The sequence below is a fragment of the Sporolactobacillus vineae DSM 21990 = SL153 genome, assembly GCF_000377985.1.
Lineage (GTDB): Bacteria > Bacillota > Bacilli > Bacillales > Sporolactobacillaceae > Sporolactobacillus > Sporolactobacillus vineae.
Window position 1 is genome coordinate 235241 of the sequence record NZ_KB899043.1, and the last position, 19341, is coordinate 254581.

The 19341-nt window shown below is 52.3% G+C and carries 18 protein-coding genes; 1 reads left to right on the forward strand and 17 read right to left on the reverse strand.

Features of this window, described 5'->3' with window-relative positions:
* Positions 1 to 60 precede the first annotated feature (60 nt).
* From dnaE to D889_RS0103460, 4 genes are read right to left on the reverse strand one after another with little or no spacing between them, the layout of a single operon-like run.
* Entirely contained in the window at positions 61 to 3441 is a 3381-nt protein-coding gene (gene dnaE, locus D889_RS0103445) for a DNA polymerase III subunit alpha (protein WP_010630429.1), read from the reverse strand.
* A 47-nt stretch (positions 3442 to 3488) separates the two neighbouring features.
* Positions 3489 to 4424: a DHH family phosphoesterase gene (locus D889_RS0103450; RefSeq protein ID WP_010630430.1), complete on the reverse strand. Its 936-nt coding sequence runs from the start codon at positions 4422 to 4424 to the stop codon at positions 3489 to 3491.
* A gap of 42 nt (positions 4425 to 4466) precedes the next feature.
* On the reverse strand, positions 4467 to 5789 hold the full coding sequence (locus D889_RS0103455; protein WP_010630431.1) for a DRTGG domain-containing protein: 1323 nt from the start codon (positions 5787 to 5789) through the stop codon (positions 4467 to 4469).
* Between the two features lie 31 nt (positions 5790 to 5820).
* Complete coding sequence (locus D889_RS0103460) at positions 5821 to 6504, reverse strand: metal-dependent hydrolase (protein ID WP_010630432.1); 684 nt, start codon at positions 6502 to 6504, stop codon at positions 5821 to 5823.
* Positions 6505 to 6748: 244 nt separating this feature from the next.
* Here D889_RS0103460 and D889_RS0103465 point away from each other — a divergent pair, with 244 nt between their 5' ends.
* Positions 6749 to 7846 (forward strand): M24 family metallopeptidase, encoded by a 1098-nt coding sequence (locus D889_RS0103465; RefSeq protein ID WP_010630433.1) that lies wholly within the window; start codon positions 6749 to 6751, stop codon positions 7844 to 7846.
* A gap of 72 nt (positions 7847 to 7918) precedes the next feature.
* On the opposite strand, the gene D889_RS0103470 is transcribed toward D889_RS0103465, so the two are convergent.
* From D889_RS0103470 to D889_RS0103530, 13 genes are all read right to left on the reverse strand, one after another.
* Entirely contained in the window at positions 7919 to 8770 is an 852-nt protein-coding gene (locus tag D889_RS0103470; protein ID WP_010630434.1) for a glycosyltransferase family 8 protein, read from the reverse strand.
* A gap of 84 nt (positions 8771 to 8854) precedes the next feature.
* Entirely contained in the window at positions 8855 to 10057 is a 1203-nt protein-coding gene (locus D889_RS0103475; protein WP_010630435.1) for an acetate kinase, read from the reverse strand.
* A gap of 24 nt (positions 10058 to 10081) precedes the next feature.
* A complete protein-coding gene (locus D889_RS0103480) occupies positions 10082 to 11062 on the reverse strand; it encodes a class I SAM-dependent methyltransferase (protein ID WP_010630436.1) in 981 nt (326 codons plus the stop codon).
* Between the two features lie 406 nt (positions 11063 to 11468).
* A complete protein-coding gene (ytfJ, locus tag D889_RS0103485; RefSeq protein ID WP_010630437.1) occupies positions 11469 to 11948 on the reverse strand; it encodes a GerW family sporulation protein in 480 nt (159 codons plus the stop codon).
* The gene (locus D889_RS0103490; protein ID WP_010630438.1) at positions 11905 to 12543 is read right to left on the reverse strand and encodes a DUF2953 domain-containing protein; all 639 of its coding nucleotides are present in this window, start codon (positions 12541 to 12543) and stop codon (positions 11905 to 11907) included. Before D889_RS0103490 ends, ytfJ begins: the two co-directional genes overlap by 44 nt.
* Before the next feature lie 122 nt (positions 12544 to 12665).
* On the reverse strand, positions 12666 to 13337 hold the full coding sequence (gene hisIE, locus D889_RS0103495) for a bifunctional phosphoribosyl-AMP cyclohydrolase/phosphoribosyl-ATP diphosphatase HisIE (RefSeq protein ID WP_010630439.1): 672 nt from the start codon (positions 13335 to 13337) through the stop codon (positions 12666 to 12668).
* Positions 13334 to 14092, reverse strand: a complete 759-nt coding sequence (gene hisF / locus D889_RS0103500) for an imidazole glycerol phosphate synthase subunit HisF (RefSeq protein WP_010630440.1) — start codon at positions 14090 to 14092, stop codon at positions 13334 to 13336. Before hisF ends, hisIE begins: the two co-directional genes overlap by 4 nt.
* A complete protein-coding gene (gene hisA / locus D889_RS0103505; RefSeq protein WP_010630441.1) occupies positions 14061 to 14819 on the reverse strand; it encodes a 1-(5-phosphoribosyl)-5-[(5-phosphoribosylamino)methylideneamino]imidazole-4-carboxamide isomerase in 759 nt (252 codons plus the stop codon). The genes hisF and hisA overlap by 32 nt, the downstream gene beginning before the upstream one ends.
* Complete coding sequence (hisH, locus tag D889_RS0103510) at positions 14819 to 15481, reverse strand: imidazole glycerol phosphate synthase subunit HisH (RefSeq protein WP_010630442.1); 663 nt, start codon at positions 15479 to 15481, stop codon at positions 14819 to 14821. Before hisH ends, hisA begins: the two co-directional genes overlap by 1 nt.
* Positions 15478 to 16071 (reverse strand): imidazoleglycerol-phosphate dehydratase HisB, encoded by a 594-nt coding sequence (gene hisB / locus D889_RS0103515; protein WP_010630443.1) that lies wholly within the window; start codon positions 16069 to 16071, stop codon positions 15478 to 15480. Before hisB ends, hisH begins: the two co-directional genes overlap by 4 nt.
* The gene (gene hisD / locus D889_RS0103520; protein WP_010630444.1) at positions 16064 to 17347 is read right to left on the reverse strand and encodes a histidinol dehydrogenase; all 1284 of its coding nucleotides are present in this window, start codon (positions 17345 to 17347) and stop codon (positions 16064 to 16066) included. Before hisD ends, hisB begins: the two co-directional genes overlap by 8 nt.
* Positions 17334 to 17984 (reverse strand): ATP phosphoribosyltransferase, encoded by a 651-nt coding sequence (gene hisG, locus D889_RS0103525; protein WP_010630445.1) that lies wholly within the window; start codon positions 17982 to 17984, stop codon positions 17334 to 17336. Before hisG ends, hisD begins: the two co-directional genes overlap by 14 nt.
* A complete protein-coding gene (locus D889_RS0103530) occupies positions 17981 to 19195 on the reverse strand; it encodes an ATP phosphoribosyltransferase regulatory subunit (protein ID WP_010630446.1) in 1215 nt (404 codons plus the stop codon). The genes hisG and D889_RS0103530 overlap by 4 nt, the downstream gene beginning before the upstream one ends.
* Positions 19196 to 19341: the final 146 nt, after the last annotated feature.

Below are 19341 nucleotides of genomic sequence, written 5' to 3' on the forward strand. Positions count from 1 at the left end.
GTCGGGTTTCCTGTCTGACAGGCCTAAACTTCATTATTATAACAGAGGGGTCGGCAAAAATTAAGGATTATTCCTGCCTGCCCCGACAATCACATTTTCATTTCCCAGAAATTGTTTCAGCCATCCGATGAATCGTCCGCCGACCGATGCCGTGTATTCCTCTGCGAGTGCCAGTGTTTTTCCACTTTGCACGTAGTGAATCACCACGCGATGGTGATCCGGGCAGGCAAGAAGCTGCTCTTTCAGACGATCGAGCAGCTCTGTCCGCTGATGTGCCCGGTCGATCTGCAGGAAAACGACGGCCCGCTTCCGCTTCATATAGTCTCTAAGAGGGATCACCTGATCAATGATCAGCTGGTTCCCGTCCCTCCCCTTTCGTCCGGAAACAGATGCCTGGATCAGCAGCAGCCGGCCTTCCTGGAGCTCGGGCTGAACGCGGCTGTAGCATTCCGGGAAGCAGATTGCTTCCGCCGCACCCGATTCGTCGCTGACCGACAGAAAAGCCATCGTTTTCCCTGCTTTTGTCCGGATAACTTTCACGTCTTCGATCATAATCGCAAGCGGGAGCGCCCGTTTCATTTCTGCACCGGTCCCAGTGAATTCGGAAATTTTCGGAAATGCCGTCGGAAGATCTTTCCGGTACCGCTGCAGCGGATGTGCGGAAAGATACACTCCGAGTACTTCCCGTTCATAATGCAGTTTTTCCATTGCTGTCAGCGGCGGTACCTCAATATAACTTTCCTCTTCGTTCTCCGCAAGATTCATCGATTCCTGGCCCGCAGCGTTCTTCTGGTCCTCTTCACCAGCCTGAATGGCCCGGTCGAGTGAGGCCAGAAGAACCGCCCGATCCGTGCCGAAATCATCCATCGCGCCGGCAAAGATCATCGATTCAATGGCTTTTCGGTTGACTTTTCGCAGCGACACACGTCGGCAGAAATCAAATAAATTGCGGAACATGCCGCCGTTTCGGCGCTGATGAATCAGTTCATCGATCGCTCCGTCGCCAAGATTTTTAATGGCCGACAGCCCGAACCGGATTCCGTCCTGTTCCTGTTCAAAAGTCTTTCGGCTCTTATTGACCGAAGGCGGAAAAACAGCAATCTCATGCCGGCGAAGTTCCTGAAGTGCGGCGTTTACTTTCTCATCATTTCCGGAAATGCTTGACAGATGGCAGGCCATAAATACTTGCGGATAATGGGCTTTAAGAAAGGCCAGCCGGTAAGAAACCATTCCGTAGGCGACCGCATGCGACCGGTTGAACCCATAGTTGGCAAACCGGACGATCAGATCAAATATCGATTCCGCCACTTCTGAGCGATATCCGTTCCTGATACTGCCGGCAAGAAAATCTTTCTTCTGATCCTCCAGCAGATCACGCTTCTTCTTTGCAACCGCCCGCCGGAGAATATCGGCCTGTCCAAGGGAATAGCCGGCCATCTTAACCGCGATCTGCATGATCTGTTCCTGATAGACGAGAACGCCGTACGTCGGTGCCAGTATCTTTTCCAGATCCGGATGGGGATAGGTGACGGCCTCTTCGCCATGCTTTCGTTTAATATAACGGTCAATGAACTGCACGGGTCCGGGCCGGTAAAGCGAGATAACGGCGACAATATCTTCAAAGTCCGTCGGTTTCAGTTTGCGTAAAAACTGCCGCATGCCTTCCGATTCAAGCTGAAAAATACCAGTCGTGTCGCCGCGTCCCAGCATTTCATATGTTTTCTGATCCTCAACCGGAATGGTCTCCGGAGACAGTGGTTTTCCGGAAAGTGCAGTCACTCTCTGGATCACTTCTCTCAGGAAGGTCAGATTGCGCAGTCCGAGAAAATCAATTTTCAGCATCCCCAGCGACTCCAGAACGTCCATGGGATACTGCGTCACCGGTATGTCCTCGTGCCCCTCCTGCAGCGGAACAGTGTCCGTCAAAGGACGATCGCTGAAGACGACGCCTGCAGCATGGATCGACGAGTGCCGCGGCAGCCCTTCAATCTGACCGGCAAGCCGGAACAGTTCAGCCGCATCTGCAGAAGTCTGAATCAACGTCCGGAGTTTCGGTGCCTCGCTTAAAGCTCTTTTTAACGTCATTTTGGGGACCGACGGGATCAGCCGCGCCATTTTGTCCGGCAGACGGGGATCCGAATCCATCGCCCTTCCCGCATCACGGACAGCCGCCCGGGCTGCCAGCGTTCCGAAAGTGACGATCTGAGCCACATGATCCCGGCCGTATTTATGGCTGGCATAGACAATCATCTTGTCCCGGTCGACGTCGGGAAAATCCATGTCGATATCGGGCATCGTCACACGCTCCGGATTCAGGAATCGTTCAAACAGCAAATGATATTTTATCGGATCTACTTCCGTAATGTTCAATATGTAGGCGACCAGCGAACCGGCCGCTGAACCCCGGCCCGGACCGGGGGTGAATCCGGATCTTCTGGCGTGATCGATCAGGTCGCTGACAATCAGAAAATAATCGTCGAATCCCATCTGGCCGATGATCGCCAGTTCCTTCTCCAGCCGCGACCGGACTTGATCGGTGACGACCGGATATTTATTTTGCAAGCCGCGTTCGCAGTCTTCTCTCAATACCTGGGCCGAAGTCTTTCCGGCAGGCACCGGATAGGCGGGCAGCTGCATCCGGCCGAACGAAAAAGTCACACGGCACTGAGCGGCGATTTTCATCGTGTTTGCCAGTGCCTCCGGTAAATCGGAGAACCTGCGCTCCATCTCGCCGGTGGATTTGAAATCGTTGTCATGCGATTCCGCATCCTGTTCATCATTCAGTCTTGTCCCGTTCTCGATACACCTGAGGCAGGCGTACGCACGCGATTCCCCGGCATCAAGATAATGAATACTGCCGGTCGCAACAAGCGGCACCGACAAGGCACGGCTCAATCCAATGATCGCCTGCTCGTTCTGTGTTCCGCGTGCCGACCCGCGGCGCTGCACTTCAAGATAAAACCGGCCGGGAAAAATTTTTGCCAGCGTTCCGGCCGCTTTCTCTGCGCATTCTGGATTCCCGGCAGCAATCAGCTGGTCGATCAGACCTGCCGGCCCGCCGGAAAGGGCAATCAATCCGCTGGCATAAGCTGCCAGCTTCTCCAGGCCGACCTGATGTTCCTCATGCAGCTGAACAAGCGATGCGAGCTTGACAAGGTGAACATATCCCTGCTGATTCTCAGCGAGCAGAACAAGCGTCCCCTGTGCCTTGTCCGGACGGACTGCACCCCACTGGACGGATAACTCGATCCCGATCACAGGGTGAATGCCCGCTTCTTTACAGGCATTATAAAAAGGGATCACACCGTACATGACATTTTTGTCCGTCAGTGCAAGTGCTGTCTGCCCCTCTTTCACCGCCCGGGCGACCAGCTGCCTGATCCGGCAGGTACTGTGGAGCAGGCTGAATTCACTGTAAACATGGAGATGGGCAAATGACATCGGACAAGCCCCTTTCAGACGGAAATGCTAGGAACACCGCAGCGCCTTCACTTTTCCGGCCGGCATAAAGCGACTAGCGCATCGATCAGACGGTCGGCCTCATCCCAGCTGTAAACCGTTGCCCCCGAAGCAAGCGGATGCCCGCCGCCGTGATAGTCTGCAGCAAGGCTGTTAATCACCGGGCCTTTCGAACGGAGACGTACACGGATCCGGCTTTCCTCCTCGGAAAAGAGGGCCCATGCCTTCAGTCCTTCAGTCATCGAAAAGCTGTTCACCAGGGCGGCGGCATCAGACGGCTCGAGATGGTAGGACCGGATCAGATCAAGCGGCAGCTTAATATATCCCGCACCTTCACGGGTCAGCGTAAAATGCTGAAGGACATAACCGTTTAAACGGACCAGATCCAGCTTTTTCTGATAGAGCCGGTCAAAGAAAGCCTGTCTGTCAAAAGGGCGGCTGACCAGTCTGGCCGATGCAAGAAAGGTCTCTTTCGTGACATTGCTGAACTGAAAGCGCCCGGTGTCGCCGACGATCCCCGCAAAGAGCAGTCTTGCCGCCGCATCGGAAAGCGTCAGTTCCGGATGTTTCATGTATATCGAGGTAATCATTTCACTCGTTGAGCTGGCTTCCGTCCGGACCCACTGCGGATCTCCGTAAGCATCGACGACCGGATGATGATCGATTTTGATCAGCGCGTCACCGAGTGTATAGCGGGCATCGGAAATGCGTGCCTGATTGGCGGTATCACAGACAATCACCAGTGCGCCACGGTATGCCGCATCCTCAATCCGGTCCATGCGTACCAGAAAGCGCAGGTCGGCCGCTTCCTCACCGACGGAATAGACCTTTTTTTCCGGAAAGTTATCGCGGATCAAGCGTGCAAGCCCGCCCTGCGACCCAAGTGCATCCGGATCCGGACGGACGTGGCGATGAATGATAATGGTGTTGTAGTGACGTATTTTGTCAAGTATCTGTTCGATCAAGGTGAATCCTCCAGGTAGTAAATTTTTAGACTGCGGCGGCAATCAGAAACGGTCAATAAACTGAGCCGTCAGAAGCGCCTTCCCGGCGAGCTGGCCGTCGGCAAATAATTCCATATCCAGTTTCCCATTGCGTCGCGTTCGTTCCAGCACTTTCGGCCGCACCGTCACATTTTGCTCCAGCTGTACCGGTTTGAAAAAGTAGAAGGATAGATTGTCGACTACCAGATCCCCTTTCTTAATCCGGTTCAGAACCCTTCTGCCGACTACAGTCACCAGTGCGGTCATCACGCCATATGAGAGAAAGCCGAGATAATCCGTCATCTGCGGCGTCACGGCAAAGCGAAAGACATCATGATCCTCGTCCGATTCGTCGGTCAGATTTGCAGAGACGAGATCATCGATCGTCTCCCCCATCTGAGGCTGCTGCTGAACCATCTGCAGCGCCTTGAGCACATCGCGCCGGGTAATGATGCCGATCAGAAGAGAATGATCATGGTCGACTACCGGAAGGCACTCGATTCCCTCCCAGATCATCCGGTGTGCTGCCGCAGCCACCGAAGTCCCCGGTGTGACGGTCAGCGGATCCGACGTCATCACATCACGGATCCTGTCCGTTTCCTGATGTCCGATCACATCTTTCATGGTTACGATGCCGACTACTTTCATTTTGCTGTCGACAACGGGAAAGCGGCCGTGCGTCGTCGTCCGGTTCAGTTCCTCCCAACGGGTCAGCGGATCAGCGGAAAAGAGAAAACGGGTTTTGGATAAGGGGATCAGAATATCGGAAACATGGACGATCTCTTTTTTGATCATCTGGTCATAGATGGCCCGATTGATCTTTGCGGCTACCGTAAAGGTATCATATGAGGTGGAAATGACCGGAAGCTCAAGCTGATCCGCCAGTGACCGGATCTTCTCGCTTGCCTCAAAACCGCCGGTAATCAGCACGGCTGCTCCGCTGTTCAGGGCGCAGCGGTGAACGGCTTCCCGGTTGCCGGCAATCATCAGATCGTCGGTTCCGATATATCTCTTCATCGCGTCAATTTCCATTGCCCCGATGACAAAATGATGGAGCGATTTCGACAGCCCGCCTCGTCCGCCGAGAACCTGGCCGTCAACCATTTTCACCACCGAATCAAAAGTCAGTTTCTCGATGCTCGGTTTCTGCTTCTTCTCAATCCGGATTGTCCCGACGCGTTCGACGGTACTGACGAAGCCCTGCGCCTCGGCATCTTTAATCGCCCGGTATGCGGTGCCTTCACTCACATTGAGTGTTTTCGCCGTCTGACGCACCGAAATCCGGCTTCCGGTCTCTAAGTCCTGAATATATTTCATAATCAGGTCATGTTTTGTTTCTGTCTCCACTTTGTCCGCACACCACGCTTCTTAAAATGACTTACAGCTCCAGTGACCGGCCGGGTTCCAGAACCAGGCCGTGGCCATCGAGCCCGGACACAAACTTTTCGGGATCCTGGCGAATCACCGGGAATGTATTGTAATGAATTGGAACAACCTTCTCGGCACCGATCCATTTTGCAGCGGTCTGCGCGTCTTCCGGACCCATCGTAAAGTTATCGCCGATCGGCAGGAAGGCCAGATCGATCGAGTAGCGTTCACCCAGCAGTTTCATGTCTGAGTAAAGTGCCGTATCCCCGGCATGATAGATCGTCTTGCCGTCCAGCTGCAGCAGAAGACCGGCTGGCATTCCGGTATAAACGATCTGCCGGCGTTCGGGATCGGCAATGCTCGATCCGTGAAAAGCCTGCGTCAGTTTAACCGTTCCGAACGGAAAAGTATACGCGCCGCCGATCGACATACCATGGGTCCGCAAGCCTTTCCAGCCGAACCAGGTGGCCAGTTCCGCAACAGCTATGATCAGCGATCCGTCGCGCCTGGCGATCGCCTCCACATCCTGAGTATGGTCACCGTGGCCATGGGTCAGAAGAATGGCATCGATTTTCGGAAGATCTTCAATCCTGGTCTTGATCAGACTGTTTCCGGTGATAAACGGATCAATCAGCAGATTTGCCTGACTGGTCTGAAGCAGGACTGTTGCGTGACCGATATAAGTGATTTTCATCAAATTCCCTCCCGAAAGGAATAGTTTTAATTCTTCAGTACGCTTCAGATTTTTCTCACCGAATGACTGTTCGGTTTAACTTTATCAGTATCATTATACACTACGCCCTGCCGGATTCGTGAAAAAGGCATCATGATAACTGCCTGAGGAATGGATATATTTTGTAATTTTCTTTCATCCTGTGACGACAGGCAGCAAATTTATGTTACATTTAAAGTATTATTATTTATTGGAGTGACTTTTATTGGCAGACAAAATTTCTGAAATCGAAACCTGGCTGCAGCAGCATGACGGCAGTTTTGCCTACATTGCCGACCCAACCAATGTTTTCTACCTGACCCATTTCAAATGCGACCCGCACGAACGGTTTCTCGGACTGTTTGTCTTTCCCGAAGCAGCGCCTTTTTTGGTCTGTCCGGAGCTTGAAGTCGGTCAGGCGCGGGATTCAGCCTTTGGCCGCGAAGTGATCGGCTATCGTGACGACCAGGATCCCTGGTCATTTGTCAATAAGGCGCTGGAAGCACGCAAACCTTCTTCAGGAAAAATCTATATCGAACCGTCCACGCTTCCGTTCCGCAAGGCGATGGCCGTTAAAGAATTGTATCCTGAAGCCGTCTTTGCTTCAATCGAAAATTTCCTGGCGTCACTGAGAAAAATCAAAGATGCGCACGAACTTGCAGCGATGCGAAAGGCCGGTGAGCTGGCCGATTATGCTGTAAAACTGGGTATCGAAGCGATCAAGAAGGGCCGGACCGAGCAGGCAATCATCGCTGAGATCGAGCATGAACTGGCCAAGCAGGGCTATTCTGAAATGGCTTTCGAGACGATGTGCCTGACCGGTGAGAACAGTGCGAAGCCGCATGGTCGTCCGGGAAGCCGCCAGATCAAGGAAGGGGACTTTGTTCTCTTTGATCTCGGCGTTGTGATCGACGGGTACTGCTCGGATATCACCCGTACGGTCTGCTACAAATATATTTCGGATGAACAAAGAAAAATATACGAGACAACTCTTGCGGCCAACAGGGAAGCCATTAAGGCGGTGCACGAGGGCCTGCGTATCGGCGACCTGGACGGTGTGGCAAGGAAAGTGATCACCGATGCCGGTTACGGCGACTACTTCACGCATCGGGTCGGCCACGGTCTCGGACTTGGTGAGCATGAGGAGCCTTCGATGAGTGCCGATAATGACCAGACATTGGAAACCGGTATGGTCTTCACGATTGAACCGGGCATTTACGTACCGGATGTCGGCGGTGTACGGATTGAGGACGACATCTATCTGGGCGCAGACGGCCCCGAAACACTGACCCATTATCCCAAGGATCTGCAGATTATTTCCTGATTCAGACTTATTGAAAAAAACACAGGAATCGCAATTATGGCGATTCCTGTGTTTTTTACTAACTATGTATGATCAGTCGGCATAAGGCCCACCGGTTACCTGTTTCCGGGTTCCGGTATCTTCCGCATAGCAGCGAAATAAGAAGCCAAGTTCTCCGCGGTAATTCTTCTGCCAGGGTTTCTGTTTTCCGCAAAAATGCAGAAAAACAGTATGCGTTTCAATCCATGACAGCTGACTTGCCTTCTTACGATTCGGCAGCAGCTTTGCCAGATCGTAGTACCGGGCATCATAATTATAATATGGCCAGGCGGCAGGGATAACCTGGTCCCAGTAGAGGGCATTAAAGACATCCTGGTCCGGGAGCAGCAGCTGGTGACGATGGCTTTCGATAAATCGAATAACCGGGCAAAACGGCTGATCGCTTTTCAGTTTGCGAACATTGATTAACAGTACGCCGGTATTATAATAGCCCTTTGCAGCCGGCGTTTTGAGACGGATCTTATTAAATGTCCGGGCCATCCTGGCTGAATAACCATGTTCCGCCGCAATATACCGGGCGTGGTGAAAAGAGCGGCCATAGAATTTTTCGACAGAATTCAGAACAACAATATCCGGATCCAGATAGAGGATACGGTCTACCGAATCAGGAAGATAGCGACAGGCAATCAGCCTGTAATACATTTCTGAAGAGAAATGACGGTGCACGGCGGCATGGCCGAACAGATCCGGACTGACGTAGATCGGAGACAATTCCTGTCCTTGACGGGCAACAAAAAGACGCAGCTTCTCGATCTGGTTCCGGGTCAGTTCTGAATGCATCAGATAGATATGAAAATGAGCCTCAGGATTATTAATAAATAAAGAGCGGAGCATAACCCTGAGCGGGTACAGATAATTTGCATTCAGTGCAACAAGAATATTCATTCATCCTCACCTCCGTTTTCTCTGCGTCCGGATCAGGGATTCAGGCAGTGAGGAACAGCTCGGTACTGGATCGGCCGCTGCCGATCAGATTTTCTGGTGCTGCCGGGAGAGACGAACCGTATCTCTGGCGATCATAACTTCCTCATTTGTCGGTATGACCAGTACTTTAACCGGAGAATGCGGCGCACTGACCACTGCTTCTTCACCGATCACCTGATTTTTCTCATGATCCGCATAAATGCCCATGAATTCCAGTCCCTCCATAACCCGTTCCCGGATCATCGGACTGTGTTCACCGATACCTGCAGTAAAAATAACCGCATCGACGCCGGATAATTTAGCCGCATAGGCCCCGATAAACTTCTGGATGCGCTCGATAAACACATCAATCGCCATTTTGGCACGCTTGTTCCCGCGTTTCGCCTCTTTCTCGATATCCCGCAGGTCGCTCGAAAACCCGGTCAGTCCGAGGAGACCGCTTTTCTTGTTCAGTACATTGACGACTTCAGTCGCGTTCATACCCGTTTTATCCATAATGTACGGAATCAGGGCCGGATCAATGTCACCCGACCGGGTACCCATCGTCAGTCCGGCAAGCGGTGTGAAACCCATCGAAGTATCAATCGATTTTCCGCCCTTTACCGCTGTGATACTGGCACCATTGCCCAGGTGGCAGGAAATCAGCCGGAGTTTTTCCAGAGGACGGTGAAGCAGTTCCGCAGCCCGGCCGGTTACATATTTGTGACTTGTCCCGTGAAAACCATATTTCCTGACTCCATATTTCGTGTAATAGTCATAGGGGACACTGTAAAGATAAGCTTCGCTGCCCATGGTCTGATGAAAAGCCGTGTCGAAGACCACTACTTCAGGGACGTCGGGAAGTACCTGTCGGAAGGCTCTGATACCGACAAGGTTGGCCGGGTTGTGCAGCGGTGCCAGGTCGGACAGATTCTCTATCTTCTTGATCACCTCATCGGTGACCAGTGCCGAATCATTGAACGTTTCGCCCCCGTGGACGACACGATGGCCGACACCGTCAATTTCCTTCAGTGAATGGATGATTTTCAGCGAGACCAGTTTGTCGAGAAGCAGCCGCACAGCTACTTCATGGTCCCCGATGGCTTCGATTTTCTGAATTTTTTCTCCGTTTACACTGATCGTGAAAATCGAATCCGACAGGCCGATTCTTTCTACGGAACCTTTTGTAACCAGTTTTTCAGCGGGCATATTCAGAAGCTGGAATTTAAGTGAGGAACTGCCAGCATTGATTGCAAGAATTAAAGCCATGCCCTTCACCCCCTTCTTAACTTCTCAGGCTGAATGTTCAGCAAGCCAGTCATTCAGCTGAGCCATAAAAGCAGTCATCTTGTCTTCTTCCATGAAATCAGGCATTTCTGCAAGCAGCGTTTGTTTCGGAACCTTCACGTGTTCGCCCTTCTTCTGCATCAGAATAATGCTTTTGGCGTTTTTCGCGTCCTGGAACAGACCGGCAGGCAACTGGAGCAATGCCAAAATGATTGCGCTTTTTTTCACATAATCATGGAAAAGGCGATCCTTATCCTCTGTAAAAAGGCTGTTTGGAATCAAATAGACCAGATAACCCGCCTCTTTCAGATGATTCAGCCCTTGTTCGATAAATAAAAAGTGCGTGTAAGCTTTGCCGTTAATCCCGTTTAACGCATATTGCTCCGCCGATTCCTGATCCGGGTAATAGCCGACAGGTACATCGCAGACAACAAAATCGGCAGGGTCGCAGGGAATCGGCTTCAGACCGTCCTGATGCAGCAGGTGAACGTCTTTTTGCTGCAGATTGGCGCTGGTGTAAGCCACTTTAATCAGAAGATCGTCCGTGTCTGCCCCGAATGCATCAACCTGATCGGTCTCAGACTGGTTCAGGATACCCGTCAGCAGATTTGCGGTACCGACAGCCGGATCAAGCAAAGTATACGGACGGCTGCCGGCAAGTACGGATACAATATGCCCGATCAGCAGCACGAGCGTATCCGGTGTCATCTCGCGACCGGGTTTCGGGTCCGCCTTCATCCCTTTGAGCACGGCAAGCTGAAAAGCACGCCGCACGTCCTCACTGGTCATCTTCTCACGGAAGAACGACCGGTTCAGCTTTTCCAGCTGATCCCGGAGTGAAGCATCAACGACCTGCTCCGTATAGATTCCCTCACCTGCGAGGCAGAGTGCTTCCAGATAAGTGATTTTCTTCTTTTCCTTTAATAATGATGCCGCCTGATCCAGGTCGGAAAACAGATCGCTAACCAGTGTTGTCTCCAAATCCATTCCTCCAAAACATTTAAAAGCGCTTACAATACCCAACAAAGGCAAAAAAAATATTTATATTGCAGCTCTATCCCCTGCAGAGGGTTCGGCTGATGTCTGACACATCGCAGAGGGTGCCGTATTGTTCCCATTCTTCAAGAACACGGTGCGGCATTTACCGGACATCACTCTGCGCTCTGCAGCCATCATCGCCCCCTCCGCCTTACAGTAAAAGTCCGTAATTATTCAGGTTTTACACTTTTAATTTTAACGACCACGCACTAAGAACGCAAGCAGCTTCTGATTTCTTCACAAACCGGAATTTCCGGACACTGTTTCCGCTTTGGCAAAGTTCCCCAGCCGTGAAAGAAGCACCGAAACGGTGACAGGTCACTTGTTCCGGTGCTTCTTATTAACGTGCTGATTGTTAGTCATCTTCATCGTACCAGCGATTTTTGTCCTTCCGTCTGGAAACGTCCGCTTTTTGCTTGCTGTTTCGACCGGGGACTGCCTGTTCCAGTACATCCTTGATTTTTTCAATCGTCTGCGGCGTGAGATCGAGTACCCGCTCGTAGAGATGCGTCCGGTTATCCAGATGAATGGTCTTGACGCCTCGAGGACCGATGATCAGGAAGGCAATCGGTGTGATCGATACGCCTCCCCCGGCGCCGCCGCCAAAAGGAAGATAGGCTTCCGTTTCTTCTGAAGGATCTTCATCCTGATTTTCATTTTGTGTATTAAATTCGCTTCCGCCGGCGACAAAACCGAAACCGACCTTGGAAATCGTAATGATCAAGTGACCGTCCTCAGTTCGGATCGGTTCGCCAATGATGGTCCTGACATCAGTCATCGACCGTAAACTTTCAAGCGCTGTTTTCATCAGCCCCTGGATCGGATGATCGGCCATTGGCTGTTCCCTCTTTCTGCTTCTGCCTGATTTTCAGCATGACAGTCATAGCTTCTCCCACCTTGATGGTCATCATGCATGAAAACCATGATTCAAAACGCCGCTCCTGGAAAAAAGGAACAACATCGATCCGGGCATCCTCCGCAGAATGCAGAAGCGGACAGAGCAGTGACTGGGCCGACCGGATCAGGCCGCAGAAAATGGCGGTCTGTGCGGCATCACCGGACCCGTATTCAGTGATCCAGGAGATGCGGCGAAGCCGGAGCCTGCCGGATCGGAAGACCTGCCGGCCGGCAGCCGTCAGGTCCGAACACAGCCGTTTCCAGTCGGCGATCGAATGCAGCAGGTCCGCTCTCTCGGCCGGCTGTCTCTGCAGCTCACCGGAAAGCTCTGCCATCCATTTTTCTATCTCCCGTTTATTTAATTGCAGACAATAGACTTCTTTCTTCCAGAGAATGAGCCGGATGATGGCGCTGTTTTCCAGCCTGCCGACATGTGCTTCAATCGTGATTCCCAGCAGACTTCGCAGAAGCAGAAAAATGATGATGGCAAGAACCGCAGCACCGGTACCGATAATAAGCAATACGGTGATCATCCAGCAGGACTCCTTAAGTGGCAGCTTTTTAATTAGTTTTCTGACGTTCCCGGCTTTTTATCCATGATCGGAGGTACAAAAAAAGGCCCTCACACCCCGAGGTACCTTTTCCCCTGTTGATCTCAGTCCAGTTTCTTTGCTTTTTCACGCTGAAATTCACTTTTTTCACGGTGACGTTTTTCCAGAACATGCAGCACGCGGTCGAAACCGACGTTCTGTTCCCGGAGCATTACCAGCGTATGATAGATGACATCGGAAACTTCCCATTCGAGTTCCTCGGCCGAGCGATTTTTGGCGGCAATGATGACTTCCGAAGTTTCTTCGCCGATCTTCTTCAGGATCTTATCAATGCCCTCGTTAAACAGGTAAGTGGTATACGTCCCCTCGGGGCGCTCGGCTTCCCGTTTCGCAATCACATGCTCCAGTTCGGCCAGAATGCCGAAACGGTCACTGCCGCTCTGAACAGCTTCCTGTTTATCGCTTTTCTCGTCCCGGAAGCAGCTGTAAGTGCCGGTATGACAGGCAGGTCCCGCCGGATTGACTTTAAGCAGCAGCGTGTCGGCATCGCAGTCCAGCGCCCAGTCGATGATCTTCTGAGTATTTCCTGATGTTTCTCCCTTGTGCCACAGTTTCTGACGCGACCTGCTGAAAAACCAGGTCTCACCGGTTTCCAGAGATTTCTCCAACGATTCCTTATTCATATAAGCAACCATCAGGATTTCTTTGCTTTGGGCATCCTGTATTACGGCAGGTACCAGCCCCTTTTCATCAAACTTAACATCTGCTACATTCATCGAACGGCCACTCCTTCTTCTCTCAGATATGCTTTGACTTTGCTGACTGATGTTTCTTTATAATGAAAAATTGATGCAGCGAGCGCAGCGTCCGCTTTGCCTTCCTGAAAGGCATCCAGAAAATCCGATGCCTTGCCTGCACCTCCGGAAGCAATGACCGGAACGGCAACGGCTTCGCTGACTTCGCGCGTCAGGTTCAGTTCAAATCCGTCTTTTTCACCGTCGCGGTCCATGCTCGTCAGCAGAATTTCTCCGGCGCCCAGAGCCACCGCTTTTTTCGCCCATTGAACGGCATCCAGACCGGTTTTCTCCTGTCCCCCGTGGGTATAGACGCGATATGTACCTGATTCTTTATCCCACTTGGCATCGATGGCGCAGACGATGCACTGACAGCCGAAGAACTCCGCGCCGGCAGTAATCAGTTCCGGATGGGCTACCGCCGAACTGTTCAGTGAGACTTTGTCAGCACCGGCACGGAGCAGATTTTTAATATTCGCCATTGAATGAATCCCGCCGCCGACCGTAAAGGGAATGGCCAGTTTCGCAGCGACTGCACGGACAACGTCGACCATCGTATTTCTTCCTTCATTTGTTGCGGAAATATCAAGAAATACGAGCTCATCGGCACCTTGCTGGTTATAATACATGGCCAGCTCAACCGGATCACCGGCATCGTGCAAATGAATAAACTTTTTCCCCTTAACGACGCGGCCGTCTTTCACGTCAAGACATGGGATGATTCGTTTTGCCAGCAATGGCATTCACCGTCCTTATGGCCCGGCCAAGATCAATCTGTCCGGTATACAGTGCCCGGCCAATGATGACGCCGCTGATTCTGCCGGAACTTCTTCCGGCAATTTTTTCAAGTTCGGTTTGTGTCGTGACACCGCCGGACAGAACCACAGGCAGGCCGATTTTTTCCGCCAGTTGCTCCGCGCCGTTAAAGTCGGCGCCCTTCAAGGCCCCGTCCCGGCTGATATCCGTATAAATAAACTGCCGGGCGCCGGCCTGGATCAGTTCAACGGCCAGCGCTTCAGCACTGATCCCGGACACTTCCCGCCATCCTTCAACCGCAACCTTGCCGTCTTTGACATCCAGGCCGATAGCCACAGCATAGGGATACTGGCGCAGCGCTTCTCTAGTAAAGCCCGGATCAGAAATTGCCGAGCTGCCAAGGACCACTCTGCTTACTCCGCTGTCCAGGTAGGCCTTCACCGTATCCATATCGCGGATGCCGCCGCCGACTTCAATTTTCACCGATACGTCTCTTGCAATCTTTTTGATGACCCGGTCATTGACCGGCCGTCCGCTTTTTGCGCCATCCAGATCGACGATATGAATCCAGTCCGCACCCTGATTGCAGAACTTTGCGGCAATCCGGTCAGGTGAGTCATCATAGACCATTGACTGGCCGTAATCTCCCTGATAAAGCCGGACACATTTTCCGCCGAGAATGTCAATTGCCGGATAAACGGTGAACATCAGTTTTCCCTCCTGTCTGCTTCCTGACGGCTGTGCATGCTCCCGGCCGCGTATTTCAGAAAATTTCCAAGCAGCGACTGGCCGAAAGCGCCGCTCTTTTCCGGATGGAACTGTGTGCCGAACACGGAACCTCTGCCGACAACTGCCGGAACCTCCTGATGGTAATCGGTCGTCGCAGTTAAAATATCCGGCTGCGGTGTCTGCACGTAATAAGAGTGGACAAAATACGCATAATCCGGTTTCAGCCCGGTTAGAAGCGGCGCCTCCGGCTGGCGGAATGTCAGCATGTTCCAGCCCATATGCGGTACTTTATAGGAAATACCCCGGTTGTCGATGCCGCTGAACCGGACGACCCGGCCGGGAAGCAGCTTCAGTCCTTCAGTCAGCCGGCCCTCTTCGCTCTCATCGAACAGCAGCTGCATGCCGAGACAAATCCCGAGCAGCGGCTTTTCTGCAGCATAGTGACGGATAAAACCGGTCAGTTTCTTTTGATTCAGCAGCAGCATGGCATCTCTGAAGGCGCCCACCCCCGGAAGAATTAACCCGTCTGCTTTTGCCAGCTCATTTTCATTATCACTGATAAAATACGCTTCCTCAAGACGGATCAGGGCACGGCTCAGACTATATAAATTACCCATTCCATAATCGACGATGCCGATCATCCCAACGTTCCTTTCGTTGACAGGACCCCTTGAATCCTGGGATTTTTAAGTGTCGCCGCGTCAAGGGCGCGACCGAGCGCCTTGAAAACAGACTCAATGATATGATGGGTATTCGCTCCGTAACGCACGGTAACATGAAGATTCATGCGCGCTTCGATGGCCAGTTTATCCAGAAATTCCTGAACCAGTTCCGTGTCGAATGTCCCGACCTTCTGCGCCGGCAGGGTACCGTGAAAAACAAAAGCCGGCCGGTCGCTGAGGTCAATCACGACCTCAGACAATGCTTCATCCATCGGCACAACCGCATAGCCGTAACGATTGATCCCTTTTTTATCCCCGAGCGCCTGGCGGATCGCCTGCCCGAGACAGATCGCAATATCTTCAGTAGTATGATGATCATCGACGTCGGTATCACCATGTGCCTCAACAGAGAGCCGGAACAATCCGTGTTTCGTAAAAAGCGTCAGCATATGGGTCAGAAACGGGACACCGGTTTCCAGGTCCGATGTACCATCGCCGTCGATCAGAAAATGGAGCTTGATTTGCGTTTCAAATGTATTCCGTTCAATTTCCCCTGAACGCTCAGCCATGGATGGCAGCCCCTTTCAGCCTTTTTTCAACAGCCCGGGCATGTGCTTCAAGCCCCTCATAGCGGGCAAATGCTTCAATAGCGGCCCCGTTCTTCTTCAACGCCTGATCCGTGTAGCGAATCACGCTGGACCGTTTGATAAAGCTGTCCACACCAAGCGGACTGGCATAACGCGCCGATCCATTAGTCGGAATAATGTGGTTGGGCCCGGCAAAGTAGTCACCGACCGGTTCGGAACTGTACCTGCCGAGGAAAATCGCTCCGGCATGACGGATCAGCGGCAGGGCCGCCTCAGGATCGGCCGTCGCAATTTCCAGATGTTCCGGTGCAATCCGGTTGACGGTTTCCGCGCCTTCCGCAAGATCCTTTACCAAAATGATTTTGCCGACCTGTTCGATGGACGGACCGGCGATATCACGCCTCGGCAGCGTTGCCAGCTGGCGGTCAACTTCCTTGTCCACTAGTTCCCCGAATGCCCGGGAGGCCGTAATCAGTACCGGCATCGACATTTTATCGTGCTCCGCCTGAGACAAAAGATCGGCGGCCACCCAGACGGGGTTCGCCGTTTCATCAGCCAGAACCGTGACCTCACTGGGTCCGGCCAGACTGTCGATCGCAACATCGCCGAATACCTGCTTTTTTGCCAGCATGACATATATATTTCCAGGGCCGACAATTTTATCGACCGGAACGATCGTTTCCGTACCGTAAGCAAGCGCGGCAATCGCCTGGGCACCGCCGGCCTGATAAATTTCTTTGATCCCGATTTCCCTGGCTGCGGCCAGAACCCCGGCGGCAATTAATCCGTCCTTCTGCGGCGGTGAGATCAGGACGACCCGCCGGACACCGGCAACCAGTGCCGGAATCGCGCCCATCAGAACCGAAGACGGGTAGCAGGCAGTCCCGCCGGGAACGTAAACGCCGACAGAATCCAGCGGAGTGACTTTCTGCCCGAGTACAACGCCGTCATCCACCTTTTCCGTCCATGAATGCTGCAGCTGCTTCTCATGAAAAGCCCGGATGTTCTGAGCCGCCTGATGAATGGCCCGGCGCACGTCATCCGGAACCTTTTTCACTGCTTCGGAAATCATGTCTTCGCTGACGCGCAGATCGTTTAAGGCAATGCCGTCGAATTTCTTTGTGTAGGCCTTGAGCGCCGCATCGCCTTTGGCTTTAACTTCGTCAATAATCCCCTGTACGGCCTGCCGGGCTTCCTGCTTCGCTTCCACTTTTCTGCTCTTAAGAAATGCCAGATTCCCGTCCTCAATCCATTCCAATTTTGGTCCCCTCCGTGATTCCGATGATTTTCTCGATAATCCGGTCGATTGCCTGCTTCTTCATCCGGTAGCTAACCGGATTGACAATCAGCCGCGAACTGATATCCATCAGCCGGTCGTATTCCACAAGCCCGTTATCCTTCAAGGTCCGTCCGGTCGACACAATATCGACAATGGCGTCGGCAAGCCCGACGATCGGAGCAAGTTCGATCGACCCGTTAAGTGCAATCAGTTCAACCTGTTCCCCGCGTTTCCGGTAATAATCGGAGGCGATGTGCGGATATTTTGTCGCGATCTTTAAAAAAGGATGAACGCCGCGGTGACCGGGCAGACCGGCAACCGCCATATGGCATTTGCTGATACCGAGGTCGACCACTTCGTACACATCGCGGCCGCTTTCAAGCAGCACGTCCTTTCCGGCAATGCCAATATCGACGGCACCGTATTCGACATAGGTCGGTACATCCACAGGTTTTGCCAGAATGAACCGAAAAGGCTCATCCTCCAGATCAAAAATCAGCTTTCGTGTCGTTTCAAATGTCTCGGGAAGCGCGAATCCTGCTTTCCGGAGCAGGCGGCAGGCATCCCCGAAAATACGTCCCTTCGGCATGGCCACGGTTATTAAAGAATCCTTCATTCTCCTGTCTCCGTTCTCTCCTGAGTCAGAAATCTCCTGATCGTTGTAAACTGTCCGGCAAATGCATCCGGATCATCAATCCCTCCGGAATGCTGGAGAACAACGGTTTTACCGGCATCACGTACCTGGTTTGCAAATCTCAGGGCCTCTTCTGCATGTTCGTGATCGTAAATCACCGCGAGTTTTCTCGGACCTTTCCTCAGACCGGCCTTCCGATCGTCGGTCTTTACCGCGCTCATCAGCCGGTCCAGCCGGATACCGAAGCCGGTCGCCGGGCAGGGCCGATTAAACTGAGCGAGTAAATCATCGTAACGGCCGCCGCTGGCAACCGGAAAACCGAGACCGCCGCCGAAGCCCTGAAAAACAAAACCGGTGTAATAACTAAGATGGGGCACAAGGGTGATATCCAGATCGATTTTCCCGTCCAGCCGGTCAATCTTCAGCAAGTCCAATAATTCAAGAATATTCTGGTAATAAGAGTGAACCGGCATTGCCGCACCTGATGTCAGTGTCTTCAGGTAGTCCAGTGTAGCCGCATTATCCAGCCGTCTCGAATCGACAAACCGGTTCAGTTTTCCGGCTGCGGCTTCGGAAAGATTCAGTGATGCGACATATTCGCGGAATCCGACATCATTTTTATTGTAAAGAAGATGGCGAAGCCGCCGTACGGTTTCTTTATCCTTCACCATATCATAAAAGAAGGCATTGACAAACCCTACGTGGCCGACTGCTACACGAATGGATTCCAGTCCCGTCTTTTCAAGCAGCGAAATCATCAGAGAGATGACCTCGACATCGGCATAAGGGGTTCCGTCGCCGATCAGCTCCGCACCGGTCTGTTCAAATTCACTCGGATGGCCGCCTTCCCTTTTCTGACTGCGATATAAATTGGCCGTATATGCCAGCCGAAGCGGTAAGGGCTGTCCGCGCAGGCTCGATGCAGCGATCCGGGCAATCGGCGTCGTCATATCCGGCCTGAGCACGACAGGATGCCCCTCCGCATCAAAAAACTTAAACAGCTGCCCGTCTTCAATCGCCGATGCACGGCCGATTGTTTCGGCAAATTCCAGAGCCGGTGTCCGGAGAAAATCATAGCCCCACCGATTTAATTCATTGTGAAACAAATCTTCAAGTTGCGCCGTCGCACGCTGTGCCGGCGGAAGCAAATCGCGGAGTCCGAGCGGCTTTTCGAACATATAGGGTTGCGTCATTGATCGGTTTCCCTTCTCTGCAGTTTTTCTTTGTCTGAGGTACAATACCAGAGCTTTTTACCCGGTAGAACATTTGCTCATTCGCTTTAATTCACTAGTACGATAAAGTATGTAATGTGTATTTTAGTGTAAAAAAAAAAAGAAGT